Here is a 19,253-nt window from a genome sequence, read left to right on the forward strand (position 1 = left end):
GGTCAGTCCTTCACCGGCACCGTATAATTCAGGATCAGGCGACCGCCGTCCGGATAGATGGTCTGGCCGACAATGTATGAAGCGTCGTCGCTGGCCAGGAAGGAAGCGACGCTGGCAATCTCCGATGGCTCGCCACAGCGGCCGCTCGGCGTGCGCGACAGGATGGTCTGGCGCTGCGCTTCGCTGGCCATGACCGAGCTCTTGACCATGTCGGTCAGGATGGTGCCGGGGCCGATGGCATTGACGCGGATATTGTACGGGATCAGTCCGACGGCCATCACCGCGGTCAATTGCTTGATGCCGCCCTTGGACACGGCATAGGCGACGGAATTGGGGATGGCCAGAATGGCGTTGATCGAGGACATGTTGATGATCGAGCCGCCGCGTCCCTGTGCGATCATGGCTCTTGCCGCGGCCTGCCCGAGCAGGAAGGGCGCCTTGAGATTGACCCGCTGAACCAGGTCGAACGCCTCCTCGGGGAAGTCGACGAAATCGTCCAGATGGATGATGCCGGCATTGTTGATGAGGACGTCGACGCCGCCGAATCGCTCCGTGGCCTTGGCAACAATATCGGCTGCCATTTCCTGCGTGCATTCGGAGAGATCCGCCGATAGCCAGGCGGCACGCTCGCCCAGACGTTCGGCATGCTCGCGCCCGCGATCGGCCTGTATGTCGACAAGCACCACCTTGGCGCCATCGGCATGAAAGCGCTCGGCGCAGGCAAGGCCCAGGCCTCGTGCCGCCCCGGTGACGATCACGACTTTTCCTGCGTGCTTCACAACCCAATCCCTTTTTCACAATTGCGCATTTATGGATATGTTATCCAATCTATCTTGAACTTCGACGCCATTGCAAGCCCCGGATAAGTGGATCTGTTGGGTCGGTTCCGCAGCCGTTTGCCGTTTCTAAGCCGCTTTTGGCTTTTTTCTGCCAACCATCTTAAGCCGGTTGACTCCACTGAATTAATTGTGATTGGATACTATATTCATAAAGCGACGACGGCGAGGAGTGTAGGCGATGGCGGATGGATCTCAGGAAAGCGAACTGATCGACGCGTTCCGCGCCCTTGCGACGCCGTTGATCAGTGACAATCTCGCTCGTGTCCCCGGGGCTGTCGGGTTACGGCCGTTTCATCGGGTGAGCGGCGTCATGGCGGGGAGGGCGCTGACGGTCAGGACCCGCCCCGGCGACAACCAGTTCATCCATCGTGCGCTCGATCTGCTACAGCCCGGCGACGTCATTGTCGTGGACGGCGGTGGCTATGAGGGGCGCGCGCTGGTCGGCGAAATCATGACAAGTGTCGCGGCTTCGCGTGGCGCCGCAGGCATTGTCATCGACGGCGCCATTCGCGATGCCGGTGCCATCGGCCGCAATCCGTTCCCATGTTTCGCGCGGTCGGCCATCCATCTCGGACCTTACAAGGATGGTCCGGGAGCCATAAATGTTCCCGTCTGCATAGGCGGCATGGTCGTCGGTCCTGGCGACATCGTCGTCGGCGACGAGGATGGCGTCGTGGCATTTCCAATCGACGGTGCCGCGGCCTTGCTGGCGGCCGTCCGGTCGCAGGAAGCCCGCGAGGCCGAGATCATGCAGAGCATCCAGGAGAACCGTTATCAGGGAGCCTATGCCCGGGCTTCAAGCGGCAGTCACTGATCTGCCGGGTCAGTCCTTGCCGGTGACAATCGTGTGGCCGGCTGGCGATCTTGCTCAACATAACCGCTCCGCAGCTAACCGAGGGCGAAACAATGCATTTCGGGCACGCCGCCTGGATGCACCAACAGGGGAAAATGGAGAGAATTGATGGTTGTTTCCTTCAAGAGGCTAACTTGCGCCACCGCCCTTGCCGGGCTGGCTCTGACCACGATGGCCGCGGCTGCCGACATCAAGATCGGCATCGTGGCCCCCATGACTGGCCAACTGGCCAGTGAAGGGCAGGATATGGAGAACGCCGTGAAGATGGCGATCGATGCCGTCAACGCCAAGGGCGGCGTCAACGGCGACAAGATCACTACCACCACCGCCGACGACGCCTGCGATCCGCAACAGGCGGTGACCGCAGGCAGCAAGCTTGTCTCGGAAGGCGTGACCGCCATCGTCGGCGGCTACTGCTCGGGCGCCGTCTTGCCGACATTGAAGATCTATGGTGACGCCGGCATTCCGTTCGTCATCATCGGAGCGAACTCGACCAAGCTGGTCGCCGCCAATCAGGGCAATGCCTTCCTCGCCAATTCGACCGGCGACATGCAGGCGACGACAGCCGTCGAACTCTTCAAGAAGAATGGCTACAAGAAGTTCGCGTTCGTGGACGAAGGCGATGCCTATTCATCCGACCTAGCCAAGTTGACCGCCGAAGCTTTCAAGAGCGCTGGCGGCGAAATTGCCGCCAAGGAGACCACCACGGCCGGCGAGCAGGACTATTCGGCGGTCGTCACCAAGATCAAGTCGAGCGGCGCCGATGCTGTCTTCTGGACCGCCTACCATGCCGGTGGCGCTCTGCTCACCAAGCAACTCCGGCAGGCCGGGTTCCAGGGCGGCATCGTGCTGGGCGACGGCAACAATTCACCGGAATATCTGGAGATCGCCGGGTCGGCCGGTGAGGGCGTGTACCTGTTGTCTCCGCCGACTGTCGACCTCTTGTCCGGCGCCGCCGACTTCAAGGCCAAGTACAAGGAAACCTATGGCCGCGACGCCGGCGCCTATGCGGCGCTCTCCCACGATGTGGGCGACCTGATCGTCGATGCGATCACGCGGGCCAAGTCGGCGGATCAGAAGGCGATCATCGAGGCGCTCAAGGCCAGCGATTTCAAGGGCCTCGCCGGTGAAATCAAGTTCACCGACAAGAACACGCTCCAGACCTCGAACTTCCGCCCGGTGATTGCAAAGGGCGGCAAGTGGGTGGCTGTCGAATAAAGGCCAACCGGATTGATGCCGAGGCAGGCCTTGTGGCGGCCTCGGCGTCACCGCCGATTGTCTGGTGCGCCGACGCTGCGCCCAGACAAGACTTTTTCAATTCTGCCCTGGAGCATCAATGACGCTCGACCTGCTTATTCAGCAACTGGTGAACGGTCTTATCGTCGGCTCGTTCTATGCCCTGATCGCGCTTGGCTACAGCATGGTCTTCGGCGTCATCAAGCTCCTGAATTTCGCCCATGGCGACATCTACATGAACGGCGCCTTCGTCGGCCTCATCGTGTTCTCCTTTGTCGGCATATGGGTCGGCAATGGCTGGCTGGGCGTGGTCTGCGCCCTGCTTGTGTCGATGCTGGCTGTCGGCTTGCTCGGCGTCATCATCGAACGCTTCGCCTATCGGCCGATGCGCAATGCGCCGCGCCTCTCCATCCTCATCACGGCGCTTGGTGCCTCGATGGTGTTGAACGGCACGGCACTCGCCCTGACCGGCGGGCGGCATTACGCCTTCAACACCGACCTCGGTTTTGCCGGTGTCGACATTTCCACCGTTCATATCACCTACACGCAGATGGTTCTGGTGGCCGCCTCCATTGCTCTTATGGCAGGCATGCAGGCCTTTGTCTCCCGCACCATGTACGGCAAGGCGATGCGCGCCGTGTCCATCGACATGGGGGCGAGCCGCCTGATGGGCATCGATGTCGACCGGGTGATCGCCTTGACGTTTTTCATGGGCTCGGCGCTCGCTGCCGGCGGTGGGGTCATGGCCGGCGCCTATTATGGCAGTGTCCATTTTTTCATGGGCTTCATCATGGGGCTCAAGGCCTTCACCGCCGCTGTCATAGGCGGGATCGGCAGCGTGCCGGGCGCCATGCTCGGCGGCTTGCTGCTCGGCCTGCTCGAGGCTTTCGGTTCGTCCTTGCCCTTCGTCGGATCGGAGTGGCGTGACGTCTTCGTTTTCGGGACCCTGATCCTGTTCCTTGTGTTCAAGCCGACCGGCCTTCTTGGACGCTCTGTCGTGGAGCGGGTGTGATGATCGACGAAGTGAGAACCATGCCGGCAGCCGTGCAACCGCAATTGATGCGCTGGTCCGTCGTGCTGCCCGGCCTGGCGGCACTCGCCGTCGCGCTGGTGTTGCCGCAATTCGCCAACGGCTATGTGACCGAGGTGGCGACCACGGCGCTGCTCTATGTCGTTTTGTGCCTCGGCCTCAACATTGTCGTTGGCTATGCCGGCCTGCTCGACCTCGGCTACGCCGCCTTCTTCGCAGTCGGCGCGTACACGTCAGGCATCCTGACCGCCGAATTCGGGTTCAATTTCTGGCTCACCATCCCGGTCGCCATGGCGGCAGCCTGCGTGGCTGGCATCATCATCGGGGCTCCGACATTGAGATTGCGCAGCGACTATCTGGCGATCGTGACGCTGGGCTTCGGCGAAATCGTGCGCATCATCGCCCGCAACCTCGACATCACCGGTGGCGCGAGCGGACTCATCGGCATCGAGCGCCCGGAGATATTCGGCTTCAGGTTGATGCAGGTGCAGCACTTCTACTATGCGTTCCTGGTGCTTGCGCTGCTCACCGCCTTCGTCTGTCTGAGCGTCGAGCGATCGCGAATGGGACGAGCCTGGTTCTACGTTCGCTACGATGAGGACGCCGCCGCTGGCATCGGCATCAACCGTGTCACGGCCAAGCTGCAAGCCTATATGATGGGCGCGGTGATCGCTTCGGTGGCCGGATGCCTCTACGCGGCCAAGATGACGGCCATCTCGCCGGAGAGTTTCACCTTCAACCAGTCGCTGCTCATCCTTCTCGGCGTCGTCCTGGGCGGCATGGGCCGCATTCCCGGCGTCGTCCTTGGTGCTGTTCTGGTGGCCCTGCTTCCCGAAGTGCTGCGCGGAGCAGGCACCTATCGTCCCCTGGTGACCGCGATTGCGCTGCTGGCAATCATGCTCTTCAGGCCGAACGGGCTGTGGCCGGACAAGCGAGTTTGACCATGGCGCTGCTGGAAGTCCGCGATCTGCGCCTCAGTTTCGGAGGACTGAAAGTCCTTCACGACATTTCGTTCTCAGTTGAGAAAGGCGCCATCAACAGTCTTATCGGGCCGAACGGGGCCGGCAAGACATCACTCTTCAATTGCCTGACCGGCTTCTACAAGCCGAAGGGCGGCTCGATCAGTCTGGGCGGCCGGCCAATCACCGGCTTGCCGCCGCATCGCATCACCGCGCTCGGCCTCGCCCGCACATTCCAGAACATCCGGCTGTTCAAGGAAATGACCGTTCTGGAAAACGCCATGTCCGGCCAGCATTGCCGCAGCCGCCACGGCATCATGTCGGCGATCCTGCACTTGCCGGCACAGCGGCGCGAGGAGGAGACGATCCGCGCGGCTGGCATGCGCTGGCTCGATTTTGTCGGTATCGAGCAGCATGCGCATCGCCGCGCCGGCGGTCTCTCTTATGGCGATCAACGGCGGCTCGAACTCGCAAGAGCCCTGGCGTCGGCACCCGAACTCATCCTGCTGGACGAGCCTGCCGCCGGCCTGAACGAGCGCGAGAAGCTGGACCTTGTGCACCTGATCCGCCGCATCCGCGACGAAACCGGCGTCACGGTCCTGCTGATCGAGCATGATATGGGCCTGGTCATGCAGGTGTCGGAGAAGATCGTGGTGTTCGACTATGGGCAGAAGATCGCCGACGGACGGCCGGAGGCCGTGCGAACAGACCCCAGGGTCATCGAAGCCTATCTCGGTACGGAGGAATGATGGACGCCGAAATCGTTCTTTCCGCGGACCGCATCGTCGCGCGCTATGACGGCATCGAAGCCCTTCATGGTGTCAGCCTTTCGGTCAAACGCGGCCAGATCGTCGCCCTGCTTGGCGCGAATGGTGCGGGCAAGAGCACCACGCTGCGCACGCTGTCCGGCCTCGTTGCCGCATCCTCCGGATGTGTCCGCTTCCTGGGCGAGGATATAACCAAAGTCCCTGCCCATCGCCTGCCGCATCGCGGGCTCGTCCACGTTCCGGAGGGAAGGCGTATTTTCGGCGACATGACGATCAAGGAGAACCTTGACCTGGGCTCTTTCACGCTTGCCGACGACGCCGAGCGCCGCCGGCGGCTGGATCATGTTTTCGAGCTCTTCCCCATCCTGGCGCGCAGACAGAATGGCGATGCAAGGAACCTCTCGGGAGGCGAGCAACAGATGCTGGCGATCGGCAGGGCCCTCATGGCCGCGCCCAAGGTGCTGTTGCTCGACGAGCCTTCCATGGGTCTGGCGCCGCAACTGATCAAGGAAGTCATGAACATCGTGCAGCGCCTCAATCGTGAAGGCGTGACCATCCTGCTTGTGGAGCAGAATAGCAAAGTCGCCTTGAAATTCGCCGACTATGGCTATGTGCTCAAGGCTGGGCGCGTTGTGCTTGAGGGACCAGGCAGTGATCTTGCGAGCAACGAAGCGGTCATCAGCGCCTATTTAGGTGGCGTCGCTGCTTAGCTGGCAAAGCTGCCAACTCCCGGATTTTTACAAAATGAGGCCGCCACTCCAGTCCAGCCCCTAACATATTGATTTGTGCAGGAAGCACTGACCCTCAGAGACAGACTACGCTGGCTTAAGATGACTGTGCCTCTAGACGGACGGCGGCGACAGGATGAAAAGCGCTTGCGCCTGCTTGGTGGCGGAACTGTTGCGGAAGGTGTGGAGGCGTCTTGGGTCGAAGGTCGTGGCGTCGCCTTCGAGCAGGACGACCTCAATTGATGACGCAGGCTGAGCGTAAAGGAATGGATCGCGGCCTGTGAGAGCAAGACGAGCGTCGAGTTCCAGGAACATCCGTCGTTGATTTGCGTTTGCTCTCCGAGGTTAGACGTTTTCAAACCGAAGGAGAACGGTGTCATGGACTGGAACCGCGTGGAAGGAAACTGGAAACAGGTGAAAGGCAAGGTCAAGGAGCAGTGGGGTAAACTCACGGATGACGACCTTGACCGCATCGCCGGCAAGCGCGATCAACTCGAAGGCAAGATCCAGGAGCGTTACGGCCTCGAAAAGGACCGTGTGCGGCGCGATATCGATGACTGGTACGGTCGACAGGGCTGGTAAGCGCGTGAGCCCCGGGCCGCGGCCAATTCCAAGACGCGGCCCAACAGTCCGGCAGGTCCGGCTCATGCAGATGCCGAGCCTTATCGTCAGTTGAATTTTGCAGCAAGGATTTCGTACTGTGTCAGAAGATATCTCTCGCAAGCAAGAGCAACGGGGGACAAGAAGGATCGTCATGTGGGCGATCGCAGTTACCGCTGTGATTTTCCTTGTTCTGCTGGCTACATTCGTGTTCGGCCCGCTGGTATGATTTTCATCGCCGATGATTGAGTTGTTTCCAGCGAGATCCGGGGATGATCGGGCGTTTGAGGGCGCTTGCAGCGGCCACCGGGCCGCGTCTTGCGACTGCGGCAGCAGGCGCGGATGAGCCGACAACCCGTCAAGTTGATGCCATCCGCGCTGCCCTGGGTGGCAGGCGTATTCGCGGCAATCGCCATTGTTCCGGTAGTTTGCGCCATCAACTTGGTCCGCGGCGACAATCTCCGGGAAACCACCATTGCACAGGCCATCGGGGGCGACCCTGACCGGGCCGTCCCGGCAATGATCCGCAACGGCTGTGGCGGATGTCACGAAATCCCGGGAGTGCCCGGCGCCCGTGGCACCGTCGGTCCGTCCCTGCAAGGCGTCGTCGAAAGAGGGATATACCGGGCCGTCGCGAGCCACCCCGGATGCGATGATGCGCTGGATCAGCAGGGCGCGGTACGTTGACCCGAAGACGGCCATGCCCAATACAAATCTGTCGCCTCAAGAGGCGCGCGACATTACCGCCTATCTCTACGCGCGAACATGAGGCGCGCTGAAGTCGCCCCACGGCGCAGGCGTCTTGCCAGCAAAAGCAGCAGGCCAAGCATCAACACGGCGGCGCCCGCTACAAGTGATTGAGCCGCCAGAATCATGATCGTCTGGCTGGTTGTCGTTCCTGCCCGCATCTGGCGTACATCGGCCGCGGTGACGCTGAGGTCGGGATTTCCGAACCGCACGGTGACGTAATTTGCAAGAGCTGCCACCTGGCCATCATCCAGCCAGCCGCCGAAGGCCGCCATCGATTGACGCCCGGCCACGTCACCAGCTTTGACGCCTTCAAGGATGGTCATGACGACATCCTCGGGCGTGGCCGCGCCGGGGGTGCTGTTACGGGTCAAGGACGGATAGGATCCGTCTGATGATCCGCCTCCGTTCGCCCCATGGCACGTCGAACAGAGCGATCGATAGAGATCATCGCCGGTTGCGGTTCCGCTGCCTTGCGTCATCCCTTCGGTTCCAGCAATGTCGTCGGCCGCGGCCGCGGCCGCGTTACCCCATGAGAAACGCGGCTGCTTCTCGTCTCCCGGTTGGGCGGGCACGTCCCTGAGATAGGCGACAATAGCCTGGATGTCGTCGTCGGAAAGATGCTGCAGGCTGTTCATGACCGTTTCCGCCATCGGCCCGCCCGCGTAGGCCTTCCCGGGCACGGCGCCGGTTTTGAGGAATCGAGACAGCTCTTCGTTGCTCCAGCCGCCGACGCCTGCGATCTTGTCGCTGGTGATGTTGAAGGCGTGCCAGATGCCGGCGGTGCCGCCGGCAAGCTTGTGGTCTTCATCCATGCCGAACGTCGCATTCCTTGGCGTGTGGCAGGCACCGCAGTGGCCGAGCACCTCGACAAGGTAGGCTCCCCTGTTCCATGCGGCGGTCCGGCTCCGGTCAGGCGTGAAACTGCCGCTTTGGAGGTTCGCGAGCTTCCACAGCGCAACCGTCCAGCGCTGGTTGAATGGAAAAGGCAGAATGTTTCGCGGCCGCGGCTGGGAAATCGGCGGCTGCGCAAGGAGATAGGCCCGGATCGCAAGCACGTCCTCGCGGCTCATTGCGGCGAAGCTGTCATAGGGCATGGCGGGGTAGAGATCGGCTCCGTCGCGCCTGATACCTTTCTGGACGGCTCGCACGAACTCGTCCGCGGAATAGCGTCCGATGCCCGTTTCGAGATCTGGTGTGATGTTGGTCGAGTATACATCGCCGAAGGGCGTCGGCACGCGATAGCCTCCAGCGAAGGGGCGGCTCGGATTGGACGTGTGGCAGCCGATGCAGTCGGCCGCTCGCGTGAGATATTCACCCCTCTGGATTTCGCTCGCCCGCAGCTCGGTACAAACCGCCAACGATAACAAGACGAGTACGACCGACCGAGAAATGACGGCTGGAAATGGAATGCCCGTGGCAGGCCAAAGCGCGTACCGGCGGTGGATGGCCAATCTCCGCGTCTTTGGCGTCGTCACAATTCGCACCCGCTGAAGATCAGCCCTGCCACCACTTGCGCCAGCAAGATGAGCGTGAACAGCGCCCCGATGCCCACCGAAGTCCTGGCAAGGAACGCGCGCGTGCGCGCCTTCCGGGGCGGGATCGTACCATGTCCGCGGTCATGAACGGCGTGCCACGACAGCAGCGTGCCTGCCAGGGCGACAGCGGCGCCTATCAATGAGAACAAGGCAGTGGGACGAAAGCCGGCATGGCACTGCCAGGATGCAATGGAGTAATCGAGCTGCAGGGCTATTGCCCATGCAACTGGCCCGCTGACCAGGCCTGCCCAGGAAACGCCGGTACGGATCGCCTGCATCTCACATCCTCGGAGCCCAATAGATAACAAGATAGAGCACGACCCATGAGACGACGACGAAGTCCCAGTAGAACGCATTGTCCGAGACGTCGCTGAAGCGGCGGCCCGCCTTGCCTTTTTGCGTGAACATGAGAACCGCCAGGACGATCGTGTCGCCGACATCGGTAAGAAGATGCGTGGTATGCAGTCCAAGTAGGAACCACACGATCGATCCGTAAGCGTTCTGATCCCAGGAAATCCGCAGAGCCGGAAATTCCCAGATGCGAACGATCAGCGGAAGAATCCCGACGACCGACATGACGACCATGCCAAGGCGAACTTTCGCGAGGTCCTGGCGACGCGCCCAAAACTCGATCAGGTGGTTGGGCACGACGCTCGCAACCAGAATGATCAACACTGCCGTGCCCGGCAGCAAATCTGGCGCCGGCGCTCCGATGGGCCAATGCCGGGCCAGCACGGCCAAATAGAAGTAGGTGCCTATCGCCAAGGCAAAACCTGTTGCCTCGAGAGCAATGAAGGCAAGGGTTCCCCACCACATCGGGCTCGCCGACCCGAAATCATATGTGGGCAGGTGGCTGACGCCGGCGACGGGACGGTGCCTCATTCCTCGTCCTCCGGTTCGCCCTTCGGCCAGAACCAACAGATGAAGCCGATCGAAACCGGGATCGCTCCCCAGACCACCGCCCATGGCGTGTATATCGAACCGAGAAATGCACCGCCCACCGCAATGGCCGACAGAAGCGGCCAGATCGAGTTGTCAGCCGATGGCACCCTTAGTTGCGGCACCGCATCGGCGACCGTGCCGGCGAGCACCTCGCGTGCGTCGACACGCAGACCCTCGACCACGGGAAGCGTATCGGGCTCGGCCCAAAGCGGTTCGCGGTGAGTTACCACGGGCAGCCGCGAAAAATCGTAGGAGGGCGGCGGCGACGTCGTCGCCCATTCGAGCGTGCTCGCGCCCCAGGGATTGTCTCCGGCAATGCTGCCGTTGCGAAGGCTGAGCAGGAGGTTCAGGAAGAAAAGCGCAAAGCCGGCGAACACCACCAGTGAAGAGAGGCTGATGAAGAGGTTCATCTCGCCCCAGCCGCTCGCCGGCGGATACGTATAAACGCGGCGCGGCATGCCTTGCAGACCGAGAATATGCATGGGGAAGAAGGTGAGATTGAACCCGAGGAAGACGAGCCAGAAATTCCAGCGGCCGAGCCTCTCAGACAGCATGCGTCCGGTGATCTTGGGAAACCAGTAGTAAACGGCGCCTAGCAGGGGGAAGACGGCGCCCCCGACCAGCACATAGTGGAAATGGGCAACCACGAAATAGGTGTCGTGTACCTGCAGGTCGAGCGGCACCGAGGCGACCATGACCCCGGTCAGGCCGCCGATCACAAAGGTGAAGATGAAGCCGAGCACGAAAAGCATGGGCGTGGCGAAGATCGGCCGGCCGCCCCAGATCGTCGCAATCCAGCAGAAGATCTGAATGCCGCTCGGAATGGCGATCATCATCGAGGAAGCGGTAAAGAAGCTTTCGCCGAGCTGCGGCAGGCCGGTAGCGAACATGTGGTGCACCCACAGGCCGAAGGAAAGAAAACCGATCGCGATCAACGACAGGACGATCCCGAGATAGCCAAAGATCGGGCGGCGAACGAAGGTCGGCAGGATCGCGGAGACGAAGCCGGTCGCCGGAACGAAGATGATGTAGACCTCGGGATGGCCGAAGAACCAGAATAGATGCTGCCACAGCAGTGCATCGCCGCCTGCAGCGGGATCGAAGAATTTCGTGCCGACCAGGCGGTCCAGGATCAGCATTGTGCTCGAGACCATCACGGCCGGCATGGCGAACAGGATGACGAAAGCCGTGACGAGGACGGACCAGACATAGAGCGGGATGCGGTCAAGCGACATGCCGGGAGCACGTTGTTTGAACACTGTCGCGATGATCTCGACCGCTACCGCGAGCGCGGACACTTCAGTGTAGGTCACCATCTGCGCCCAAAAATCGGGGCGCTTGCCGATGCCATATTCGGGTCCGGCGAGCGGTACGTAGGAAAACCAGCCGGCATCCGCACCGGTTTCGAAGGCGAAGGCGATCCAGATCATCAGCCCGCCGGAAAGATAGACCCAGTAGCTGAATGCATTGAGCCGCGGAAAGGCGACATTGCGAGTGCCGATCATCAGCGGCACCAGGTAAATGGCGAAAGCTTCCATCACCGGTACGGCGAACAGAAACATCATCGTCGTGCCATGCATGGTGAACAGCTGGTTGTAGAGATCGGGGCCGATGTGGCCGGCCTCCGGCTGGGCAAGCTGGAAACGCATGGCGAGCGCTGATAGACCCGCAAGGGCGAGAAACAGGAAAGCCGTCACGATATAGCGCCGTCCGATCAGCTTGTGATCGACCGTGACCAGCCAGCCGTAGAAGCCTTTCGGCGTTCGCCAGGCATGCGCCAGAAAGGCGCGCAGTCTCACCTCTTCGAGGCCGGTGTCACGGATGCCTTTCAGGCCCTCCTGGGTATGCTCGGCCGGCTTTCCCCCAATGCCGCTCATTCGAGGCTTCCGAGATAGGCGACGACCGCGTTGAGATCGTCGGCGCTAAGGGCAATGCGCGGCATCTTGGCGCCGGGCTTTATCGACTGTGGATCGGCAATCCAGGCGGCGAGCGCGCCAGGGGTCATGGCCAGCGTATCCGCGGCCAGTGCACGTCGGCTGGCGAGATGCGTAAGATCAGGACCGACCGTTCCGCTGGCAGGCGTGCCTCTTATCGTATGGCAGAGCGCACAGCCGGTGGAAAGAAATGCCTGTTGGCCGCGGCGTTCTTCCTCGCCGCCAGGCGCGGATGCGACGGCGTTTTGCCTGGATTGCCATGCGTCGAACGCTTCGCGGCTTTCCGCGATGACGGTGATGGCCATATGGGCGTGCTGATAGCCGCAGAATTCGGCACACTGGCCACGATAGATGCCGGGCTTATCGGCGATGAGGGTAAGCTGGCTTGGCCGGCCCGGAATGAGATCGCGCTTACCGGCAAGGTTCGGCACCCAGAAGCTATGAATAACATCGAGCGAATCGAGTTCGACCTTGACCGGTTCGCCAACCGGGACATGGATTTCATTTGCCGTGACGATCGATTGCGAGGGATCATTACCGGCATACCGGACCTCCCACCACCATTGGTGCCCCGTGATCCGCACGGCAAGCGTTTCCGTTCCGCTCAGCGAAGCAATGGATTTGCCGGCGAAAAAACTCGCTATCGTCATCATGACGAGCACCAGAACGGTCAACGCAACGGCGCTGCCGACAGCGCGGGTAAATCGGCGCTCCTGATGTGAATCGATCTCAAGCGGCGAGCGCGTTGTCTCGGAGAGGCGGCGACGCAAAAGCGCTGCCGCCAAGACCAGCATGACAAGCAGCCACGTGGCCGCCGCGACTGCGCTGAAAGACCAGATCAGATCAAGGATTCTCCGGGCGTTCGCACCGTGTGCATGGAGGGCCGATTGCCGATCGCCGCATCCTGCCAATACCAACATCGACGCTGCGCTGACCCACCTCAAACGCGGTTGCGCAGCCTTTCCCGCAACAATGCCAGTCAGGATTTGCGTTGGACATGTAAAGGCAAGCGACATTTGCGGTCATGTCCGCCTGCGAGAGCGGGCCAACGGACTCATGCACCTCGCCATGAAGGATCCACCATCGTTGCCAAGGCCATAACGCAGCTGGCTGAAAAAGGATGCTTGGCAACACCGCCCGGTGAAAACCGACGTGAAGCGGTGCGGGTTAGACGATGCGCAACTCCTGGGGAGCCTGATGCCGCCGACTGCTCGTTTGAATCCAGAAAGCAACCAAGAGCAGTGCGGCTCCGCCATAGATCAGGCCAGCGGGAATCCACATGATCAAGCCTGCAAGTTGCTGGTCCTCGAGCGGGCTGAGCCCCCACAGATCCGAGCCGACGGCATTAGCCGGATACCACAGCTTTGGCGAGACGACGAGCAAAACCCCGAGCAGCCCGGTGTGGAGCGAGGTGAAGAAGAGATGCATCACCGCATTGCCGCAAGCGTGCTCGCGGCCAGGGCGAGGCAGCAGCACCCACCAGAACAATAGCCCGGTACCGAGGAAGCTCGCATGCTGGGCATAGTGCAGGAAACCCTGCTGGAGGGCAGCCTCGAACAGCGCCGGGACATGCCAGATCCATATCGCGGCTCCGTGCAGGACGGTCGCGACCACAGGGCGGCTGATGAACGCCCAGATCGCCCGAAGCGTATTTGCATGTCCGGCCGCTCCGAATATCTGGCGCAGCTGTACCGGCAGTGCCCACATCATCGCCGCTGTCGGGCGGGAGGCAACCAGCAGAGGCGCTGCGACCGCCATCAGCAATTCATGCTCGATCATGTGCGCCGCAAACACATGTTCGCCCAACGCATGGATCGGGCTTACAAGGGCGAACGCCAGGACGGCCCAGCCGGCAGCAAACTGGAAGGCCTGCCGTGATCGCAAGCGGCGTCCGCGTCCGCTCCGTCGCCACAGTCGGCTGGCGCCCGCTGTATAGAGCGACACGACTGCCAGGAGCGGCAATGTGATGGGAAGCGCCAGTGTCCAACCGGCTTGCGGGGCGCCGTTGCCATAGCAGATCGAGGTCGAAAAGAGCGCGTCGAAGCTCATGATCCGCATCCGTCAGCCGGAAGAGCACCGGAGCTCCGGTTCATCTGGAAAGATCCAGATTGAAGCCACTGAGGCGCTGTTCTCACCTCCGTGCCTCTAGGCGTCCATCATCGATTTCGCCGGCTCCCGGGCGATGTTTTCTTCTATGCGTTCGTGTCCCGGTGTCCGCGGCAGGGCCTGGCGGAAGTTCTTGGCGTAATCTGCCGGCATTTTGGGCGGCATCAGCGGCTCATACGCATCTACCAGCGCTTCGATCACGACAGGGCCTTCCGTGGCGAAAGCCTGGTCGAGAACCGTCTCGATCTGATCGGCCCGCTCGATGCGAAAACCCTTTGCGCCCATTGCTTCCGCCGCCATGGCAAAATCGATCGGCTGCAATTCGCAACCGAATTGCGGATTCCCCAGAAACATCATCTGCTCCCAGGCGATCTGATTGAGCATGTTGTTCTTGATCACCAGAACCTTCAGCGGGATCTTGTAGCGCACCGCCGTCGAGAATTCGCCGAGCTGCATGGCAAAGCCGCCATCGCCGACGATGGCGGCAATCGGTCGACCGGGAAACGCGATGCCGGCAGCGATGGCGTAGGCGAGACCGCAAGCCATCGATGCCAGCGATCCGGACACCCCAAATGCCTGGCCGCTGCGAAGATCGACATGGCGGGCGGCCAGTTCCGTGTTCTGACCGGAATCCGTGGCCAGCACCGTGTCGTCGGCCAACCGTTGTCCGAACGCCCGGGCAATCGCCTGTGGCTTCAAGGGTTGCGCCTGCATGTCTTCCGACTGCCGCATCATCTCGCGCCATTTCCTCATGGTCTCCTGGGAACGGTGCAGGAACTCATCGGAGGGCTTCTGCGTCAGACGTTGGTTCAGCGCGCGCAATGTCTCGGCCGCGTCGCCGACAAGGCCGGCCTCGACCGGAAAGCGCAAGCCGATCCGCTGCGCATCGCAGTCGATCTGGACGCCACGGGCCTGCCCGGGCTGCGGGTAGTATTCGATATAGGGAAAGGTCGAACCGACAATCAGCACCGCATCACAGCTCTCCATCGCCTCTTGCGAAGCCAGGGTTCCAAGAATGCCGATCCCGCCGGTGGTGTAGGGATGGTCGTCCGGCAGCACCGCCTTGCCCAGCAAGGCCTTCGCGACAGGCGCCTGCAGCAGTCGCGCCGTGTGTTCGAGTTCGGCGGCCGCGCCGATGGCGCCGCGTCCGGCCAGGATCGCAACCCGCGAAGCGTCATTGAGAATGGCGGCGGCTTTGTCGAGCTCAACCTCCAGCGGTACGCTGTGACCGGCGAACATATCCTGCGGCGTGTGCGCCGGGCGATTGCGCTTGGAGCGCTTCGACGGATCGCTCTCCTGCTCCTGGATGTCGCTGGCAATCGAAAGATGGGCGACGCCCTTGCGCGCCAGCGCGGTTCGGCAGGCAAGGCTGGCGACGTTTTCCATATGCGCGGCGTCGGCGACATGTGCATTGTAAACGGAGACATCGTGGAACACGCGCGTCAGATCGACATCCTGTTGCGTGAACGTCTCGATCAGATCGTGGAACTGCATGCCCGTAATCGCCAGCACCGGAGCCTGGTCGAGCTTGGCGTCATAGAGGCCGGTCAGAAGATGTGTTCCGCCGGGACCGGACGTCGCAAGGCACACGCCCAGCTTTCCTGTCCACTTGGCATACGCACATGCCATGAAGGCAGCCGACTCTTCATGCCGGACCTGAACGAAGGCAATCTTGTCGCGCCGCGTCCGCAACGCTTCCATGACGCCGTTTATGCCGTCTCCCGGCAAGCCGAACACCACCTCCACGTCCCAGGCGACGAGCGTATCGATGAGAATTTCTGCTGCATTTGGCATGTCGGGGTAGCTCCGGTGGATGGTGTCCGAACCGGTGAATCCCGAGTTGGTTCCTTCGTCACAATAAATCGTGACAGGTTTCTGGAAGCGATCTTCCAGGAGCGGTCTATTCGATCTGCTCAAACGTGCATTGCCGTGGCGCCTTGTCGGGGCGCCAGCGCAGCAGTTTGGTGCCGTGGCGGAATCGATTGCCGGTAACGTGGTCGAAGCGGACCTCCACCACCAGTTCAGGCTGCAAGGGTTCCCATTGTCCGCTGCGCTCCGTGCTCCAGCGGCTCGGGCCGCCGGGCGCCTTGCCGGTGAATCCGGGCTCTGACCGCAGCCCTTCCAGCCGGCGCGTGAGCGCTCCTCTGTCGGTCCTGGCGATGGTCGACGTGAAGCCGACGTGATCGAGCTTGCCGTCGTCATTGTAGAGGCCGAGGAGCAGCGAGCCAACCTCACGACTGTCCGCGAGATAACGGAAACCGCCGACAACGCAATCGGCGGTGCGCCTCGGCTTTACCTTCACCATCGCACGTTCGCCGCACAGATAATGCTCATCAAGCACTTTGGCCATGATGCCGTCGGTCGATGCATGGCCGGAGCCGTGTAGCCATCGAGCCGCCGTGGCTGCATCATAAGTGCACTTCGACAGGCGAAGATCTGGACTGTTCGAGGAGGTCACCAAGTCCTCGATCGCTCGCCGCCGTTCCACAAGTGGCTTGCCCGTGATGACCTCGCCGCCCGGCCTGGCAAGCATGTCGAAGAGGATCAGACTGGCAGGCGTCTGCGAACTCAGTTTGCGGATTCTGCTTTGTGCCGGGTGAAGGCGCATCTGCAGCGCCTCGAAGGAAAGCTCACCGTCAACCTCAATGACAATCTCGCCGTCGAGGACGAAATGCCCGCGCTTGAGGTCACGCAAAATGTCCGTGATTTCTGGAAAATAGCGGCCGAGCGGCTTGCCGGATTTGGCGCGCAGGTCAACGGTGTCGTCGCTCTTGAAAGCCAGGCAGCGAAACCCGTCCCATTTGGGCTCGTACTGCCAGCGGTTTCCATCCCGGGGGATTTCATCGGCAAGCTTGGCCTCCATCGGAGACGTGTCCAGCGGGAGCGGGAAGGCGTTTATTGGTTCATGCACGGGTAGGCCTCCAAAACCGGCTCAGGAACGGCTCCGGCTTTTTTCAACTTCCAGGACTGGCACCGCGTTCCATCTGACGGTTCATGCCTGGTTCTTCGCGATGGGACATTTTCATTTGCCGCGGAACCCGGATGACGGCTGGCCGCTTTGATGTCATCGGCAGCGCTAACGGAGATGCCCCATCGATCCCTCATTGTGGATAGCTTTTGTCGGAACCGTCATTCTCATGCAGGTGCCGCCAGGTCCCGACAGCATGCTGGTGATGGCCCGCGGCATTGGACAGGGGCGCGACGTGGCGCTGCTCACGGTGCTCGGCATGACGCTGGGCGCCGGACTTGTGCAGCTTCCGCTGATTGCATTCGGCCTGTCCTCGCTTGTCCACGCCTCGCCCCTGGCGTTCAATCTGCTTCGATGGGCCGGGGCGGCCTACATCGTCTGGCTGGGTGTCCGGCTGCTGCTTTCATCCTCGGCAACCATTCCCACGGGTGACCTCAAGGCCCTGCGGCCGCTCGCCGCCGCCCGGGAAGGAATGATCGCCAATCTGAGCAATCCCTGGCCTTTGATGTTCATGGTTGCGTTCCTGCCGCAGTTTGTCGATCCGCACAGGGGCTCCGTCACGTCGCAGCTGGTGCTGCTTGGCGCAACACAGAAGATAACCGGTGTGCTGGTGCTGGGAGCCTATGCCTTGGCATCGGGCGCGGCCGGGGCATGGGTCATGCGGCACCCTCGCGCAAGGCTTTGGCAGCAGCGGCTCACCGGCTGTCTCATCATCGGCCTCGGCTTACGGATGGCGATCGGCGGCGGTACGAGCCGCTGACCAAGCGGATGAACGGGCTGGGCCGAACACTCGACTTTGGCGCCGCGGGATTTTCTTTCGGGGAAAGTTTTGTGCCAAGTCGCCTGAATGACAGGCTCCGACACCCTTCTTCAGTGGAGCGGAGCATTCGCTTGGATGTCCGGCTCCGCCGAAAGAACCCGCATCGGATGAAACGTCGTCGCGGGCCGGGACTGGTCCAGGAACAAAAAGCCTGACCAGAGGTTCGAGCCTCGATCTCAATGCAGCTTGAAACGGCTGCTTCATCGCCGTCCGATTGGAATGTTCGTCATGATTTCTTGCGTGGCCTCGGTAAAGACGCGCCTTCAATGAACAAGCCACCTGACGAGGGCCAAAGGGCAAGCGGGCAAAAAAAGGGCGGCGTCGTTCGGGCTCTCGGGCTTGGTCTGATCACCGGCGCGGCCGATGACGACTGCTCGGCCATCGGTACCTACGCGAGCGCCGGAGCGCGGTTCGGGCCTGACCTGCTGTGGACGGCACCTGTCACGCTGCCGATGATGTATGTCGTCGTCTATCTTTCATCCAAGCTTGGCCAGGTTTCGGGTCGCGGGCTTTTCAAGGTCATATCGGACTTCTATCCGCGTTGGCTGCTATGGTCCGTGCTGGTGGGCGTGCTGATTGGCAACACGATCGAGGCAGCCGCAGATCTTGGCGCCATGTCGGCGGCCATCGTGCTGTTCGTTCCTCTGCCTGCTCCCTTGGTCGTCATTGCCGTTGCGGTCGTCATTTTTGCCCTGCAGGTGTTCGGATCGTATAAATTGATCCGAAATGTGTTCCGGTGGCTGGCTCTGGCTCTGCTTGCCTATGTGGTCTCCGCGGTGCTTGCCAAACCGGATGCAGCCTCTGTCCTGCGCGGCACGCTGTTGCCAAAAATCGAATTCAGCCGCGAATACCTGTCCATCCTCGTCGCCATCATCGGGACCACGCTCTCCGCATACCTTTACACGTGGCAGTCCAATCAGGAGGTGGAGGAGGAGATAGCCAAGGGTCGAACGAGCCTCGAAGAGCGCAAAGGCGCCACGGAGAGCGAACTGCGCCGATCCCGCCGCGACATCCTGATCGGCATGACGTTCTCCAATCTGATCATGTATTTCATCATTCTTTCGACAGGTTCGACGCTCTACAAGGCCGGGCAGACGCAGATCGAGACAGCGGCGCAGGCGGCCGAAGCGCTGCGGCCGCTTGCCGGCGACGCTGCCAGCATTCTGTTTGCGGTCGGTGTAATTGG

20 protein-coding genes are annotated in these 19,253 nt (G+C 61.6%); 10 read left to right on the plus strand and 10 right to left on the minus strand.

Annotation, left to right across the window (positions count from 1 at the left end; genetic code table 11):
- Positions 1-2: 2 nt before the first annotated feature.
- Complete coding sequence (locus EN964_RS00255; protein ID WP_164748820.1) at positions 3-779, minus strand: SDR family NAD(P)-dependent oxidoreductase; 777 nt, start codon at positions 777-779, stop codon at positions 3-5.
- Positions 780-1,017: 238 nt separating this feature from the next.
- Here EN964_RS00255 and EN964_RS00260 point away from each other — a divergent pair, with 238 nt between their 5' ends.
- The 6 genes from EN964_RS00260 to EN964_RS00285 all read left to right on the plus strand — a co-directional run bounded on the left by EN964_RS00260 (position 1,018) and on the right by EN964_RS00285 (position 6,394).
- Positions 1,018-1,653 carry an RraA family protein gene (locus EN964_RS00260; RefSeq protein WP_127266694.1) on the plus strand — a complete coding sequence of 212 codons (636 nt, stop codon included), beginning with the start codon at positions 1,018-1,020 and terminating at the stop codon, positions 1,651-1,653.
- Positions 1,654-1,800: 147 nt separating this feature from the next.
- Positions 1,801-2,910 (plus strand): branched-chain amino acid ABC transporter substrate-binding protein, encoded by a 1,110-nt coding sequence (locus EN964_RS00265; protein ID WP_127266693.1) that lies wholly within the window; start codon positions 1,801-1,803, stop codon positions 2,908-2,910.
- 118 nt (positions 2,911-3,028) lie between these two features.
- Entirely contained in the window at positions 3,029-3,940 is a 912-nt protein-coding gene (locus EN964_RS00270) for a branched-chain amino acid ABC transporter permease (RefSeq protein WP_023809510.1), read from the plus strand.
- Complete coding sequence (locus EN964_RS00275; protein WP_236382683.1) at positions 3,940-4,899, plus strand: branched-chain amino acid ABC transporter permease; 960 nt, start codon at positions 3,940-3,942, stop codon at positions 4,897-4,899. The genes EN964_RS00270 and EN964_RS00275 overlap by 1 nt, the downstream gene beginning before the upstream one ends.
- A gap of 2 nt (positions 4,900-4,901) precedes the next feature.
- Positions 4,902-5,666 carry an ABC transporter ATP-binding protein gene (locus tag EN964_RS00280; protein WP_127266691.1) on the plus strand — a complete coding sequence of 255 codons (765 nt, stop codon included), beginning with the start codon at positions 4,902-4,904 and terminating at the stop codon, positions 5,664-5,666.
- The gene (locus EN964_RS00285) at positions 5,666-6,394 is read left to right on the plus strand and encodes an ABC transporter ATP-binding protein (protein WP_127266690.1); all 729 of its coding nucleotides are present in this window, start codon (positions 5,666-5,668) and stop codon (positions 6,392-6,394) included. Before EN964_RS00280 ends, EN964_RS00285 begins: the two co-directional genes overlap by 1 nt.
- 132 nt (positions 6,395-6,526) lie before the next feature.
- Here EN964_RS00285 and EN964_RS38060 read toward each other — a convergent pair whose 3' ends face one another.
- Positions 6,527-6,727: a hypothetical protein gene (locus EN964_RS38060; protein ID WP_127270601.1), complete on the minus strand. Its 201-nt coding sequence runs from the start codon at positions 6,725-6,727 to the stop codon at positions 6,527-6,529.
- A 63-nt stretch (positions 6,728-6,790) separates the two neighbouring features.
- Here EN964_RS38060 and EN964_RS00290 point away from each other — a divergent pair, with 63 nt between their 5' ends.
- Positions 6,791-6,994 carry a CsbD family protein gene (locus EN964_RS00290; protein WP_023809505.1) on the plus strand — a complete coding sequence of 68 codons (204 nt, stop codon included), beginning with the start codon at positions 6,791-6,793 and terminating at the stop codon, positions 6,992-6,994.
- Between the two features lie 360 nt (positions 6,995-7,354).
- Complete coding sequence (locus tag EN964_RS00295) at positions 7,355-7,699, plus strand: hypothetical protein (protein ID WP_164748821.1); 345 nt, start codon at positions 7,355-7,357, stop codon at positions 7,697-7,699.
- 53 nt (positions 7,700-7,752) lie between these two features.
- Here the strand turns inward: EN964_RS00295 and EN964_RS00300 are convergent, their stop codons facing one another.
- The 8 genes from EN964_RS00300 to EN964_RS00335 all read right to left on the minus strand — a co-directional run bounded on the left by EN964_RS00300 (position 7,753) and on the right by EN964_RS00335 (position 17,190).
- Positions 7,753-9,213: a cytochrome c gene (locus tag EN964_RS00300; protein WP_164748822.1), complete on the minus strand. Its 1,461-nt coding sequence runs from the start codon at positions 9,211-9,213 to the stop codon at positions 7,753-7,755.
- A gap of 20 nt (positions 9,214-9,233) precedes the next feature.
- On the minus strand, positions 9,234-9,575 hold the full coding sequence (locus EN964_RS00305) for a hypothetical protein (RefSeq protein WP_127266688.1): 342 nt from the start codon (positions 9,573-9,575) through the stop codon (positions 9,234-9,236).
- 1 nt (position 9,576) lies between these two features.
- On the minus strand, positions 9,577-10,179 hold the full coding sequence (locus EN964_RS00310; RefSeq protein WP_127266702.1) for a cytochrome c oxidase subunit 3: 603 nt from the start codon (positions 10,177-10,179) through the stop codon (positions 9,577-9,579).
- Positions 10,176-12,116 (minus strand): cytochrome c oxidase subunit I, encoded by a 1,941-nt coding sequence (gene ctaD / locus EN964_RS00315; RefSeq protein WP_127266687.1) that lies wholly within the window; start codon positions 12,114-12,116, stop codon positions 10,176-10,178. Before ctaD ends, EN964_RS00310 begins: the two co-directional genes overlap by 4 nt.
- A complete protein-coding gene (coxB, locus tag EN964_RS00320; protein WP_164748824.1) occupies positions 12,113-13,093 on the minus strand; it encodes a cytochrome c oxidase subunit II in 981 nt (326 codons plus the stop codon). The genes ctaD and coxB overlap by 4 nt, the downstream gene beginning before the upstream one ends.
- 247 nt (positions 13,094-13,340) lie before the next feature.
- On the minus strand, positions 13,341-14,222 hold the full coding sequence (locus tag EN964_RS00325) for a cytochrome c oxidase assembly protein (RefSeq protein ID WP_127266686.1): 882 nt from the start codon (positions 14,220-14,222) through the stop codon (positions 13,341-13,343).
- Between the two features lie 96 nt (positions 14,223-14,318).
- Positions 14,319-16,073, minus strand: a complete 1,755-nt coding sequence (locus EN964_RS00330; protein ID WP_127270599.1) for a thiamine pyrophosphate-dependent enzyme — start codon at positions 16,071-16,073, stop codon at positions 14,319-14,321.
- 106 nt (positions 16,074-16,179) lie between these two features.
- Positions 16,180-17,190, minus strand: coding sequence for an ATP-dependent DNA ligase (locus EN964_RS00335; protein ID WP_127270532.1), 1,011 nt, complete (start codon positions 17,188-17,190; stop codon positions 16,180-16,182).
- A 226-nt stretch (positions 17,191-17,416) separates the two neighbouring features.
- Here EN964_RS00335 and EN964_RS00340 point away from each other — a divergent pair, with 226 nt between their 5' ends.
- Both EN964_RS00340 and EN964_RS00345 read left to right on the plus strand, forming a co-directional pair.
- The gene (locus EN964_RS00340; RefSeq protein ID WP_127270534.1) at positions 17,417-18,007 is read left to right on the plus strand and encodes a LysE family translocator; all 591 of its coding nucleotides are present in this window, start codon (positions 17,417-17,419) and stop codon (positions 18,005-18,007) included.
- Between the two features lie 239 nt (positions 18,008-18,246).
- A partial coding sequence (locus tag EN964_RS00345) for an Nramp family divalent metal transporter (RefSeq protein ID WP_306663732.1) occupies positions 18,247-19,253 on the plus strand: 1,007 nt, incomplete at its 3' end.

The organism is Mesorhizobium sp. M7A.F.Ca.CA.001.10.2.1, assembly GCF_003998575.1.
Classification (GTDB): domain Bacteria; phylum Pseudomonadota; class Alphaproteobacteria; order Rhizobiales; family Rhizobiaceae; genus Mesorhizobium.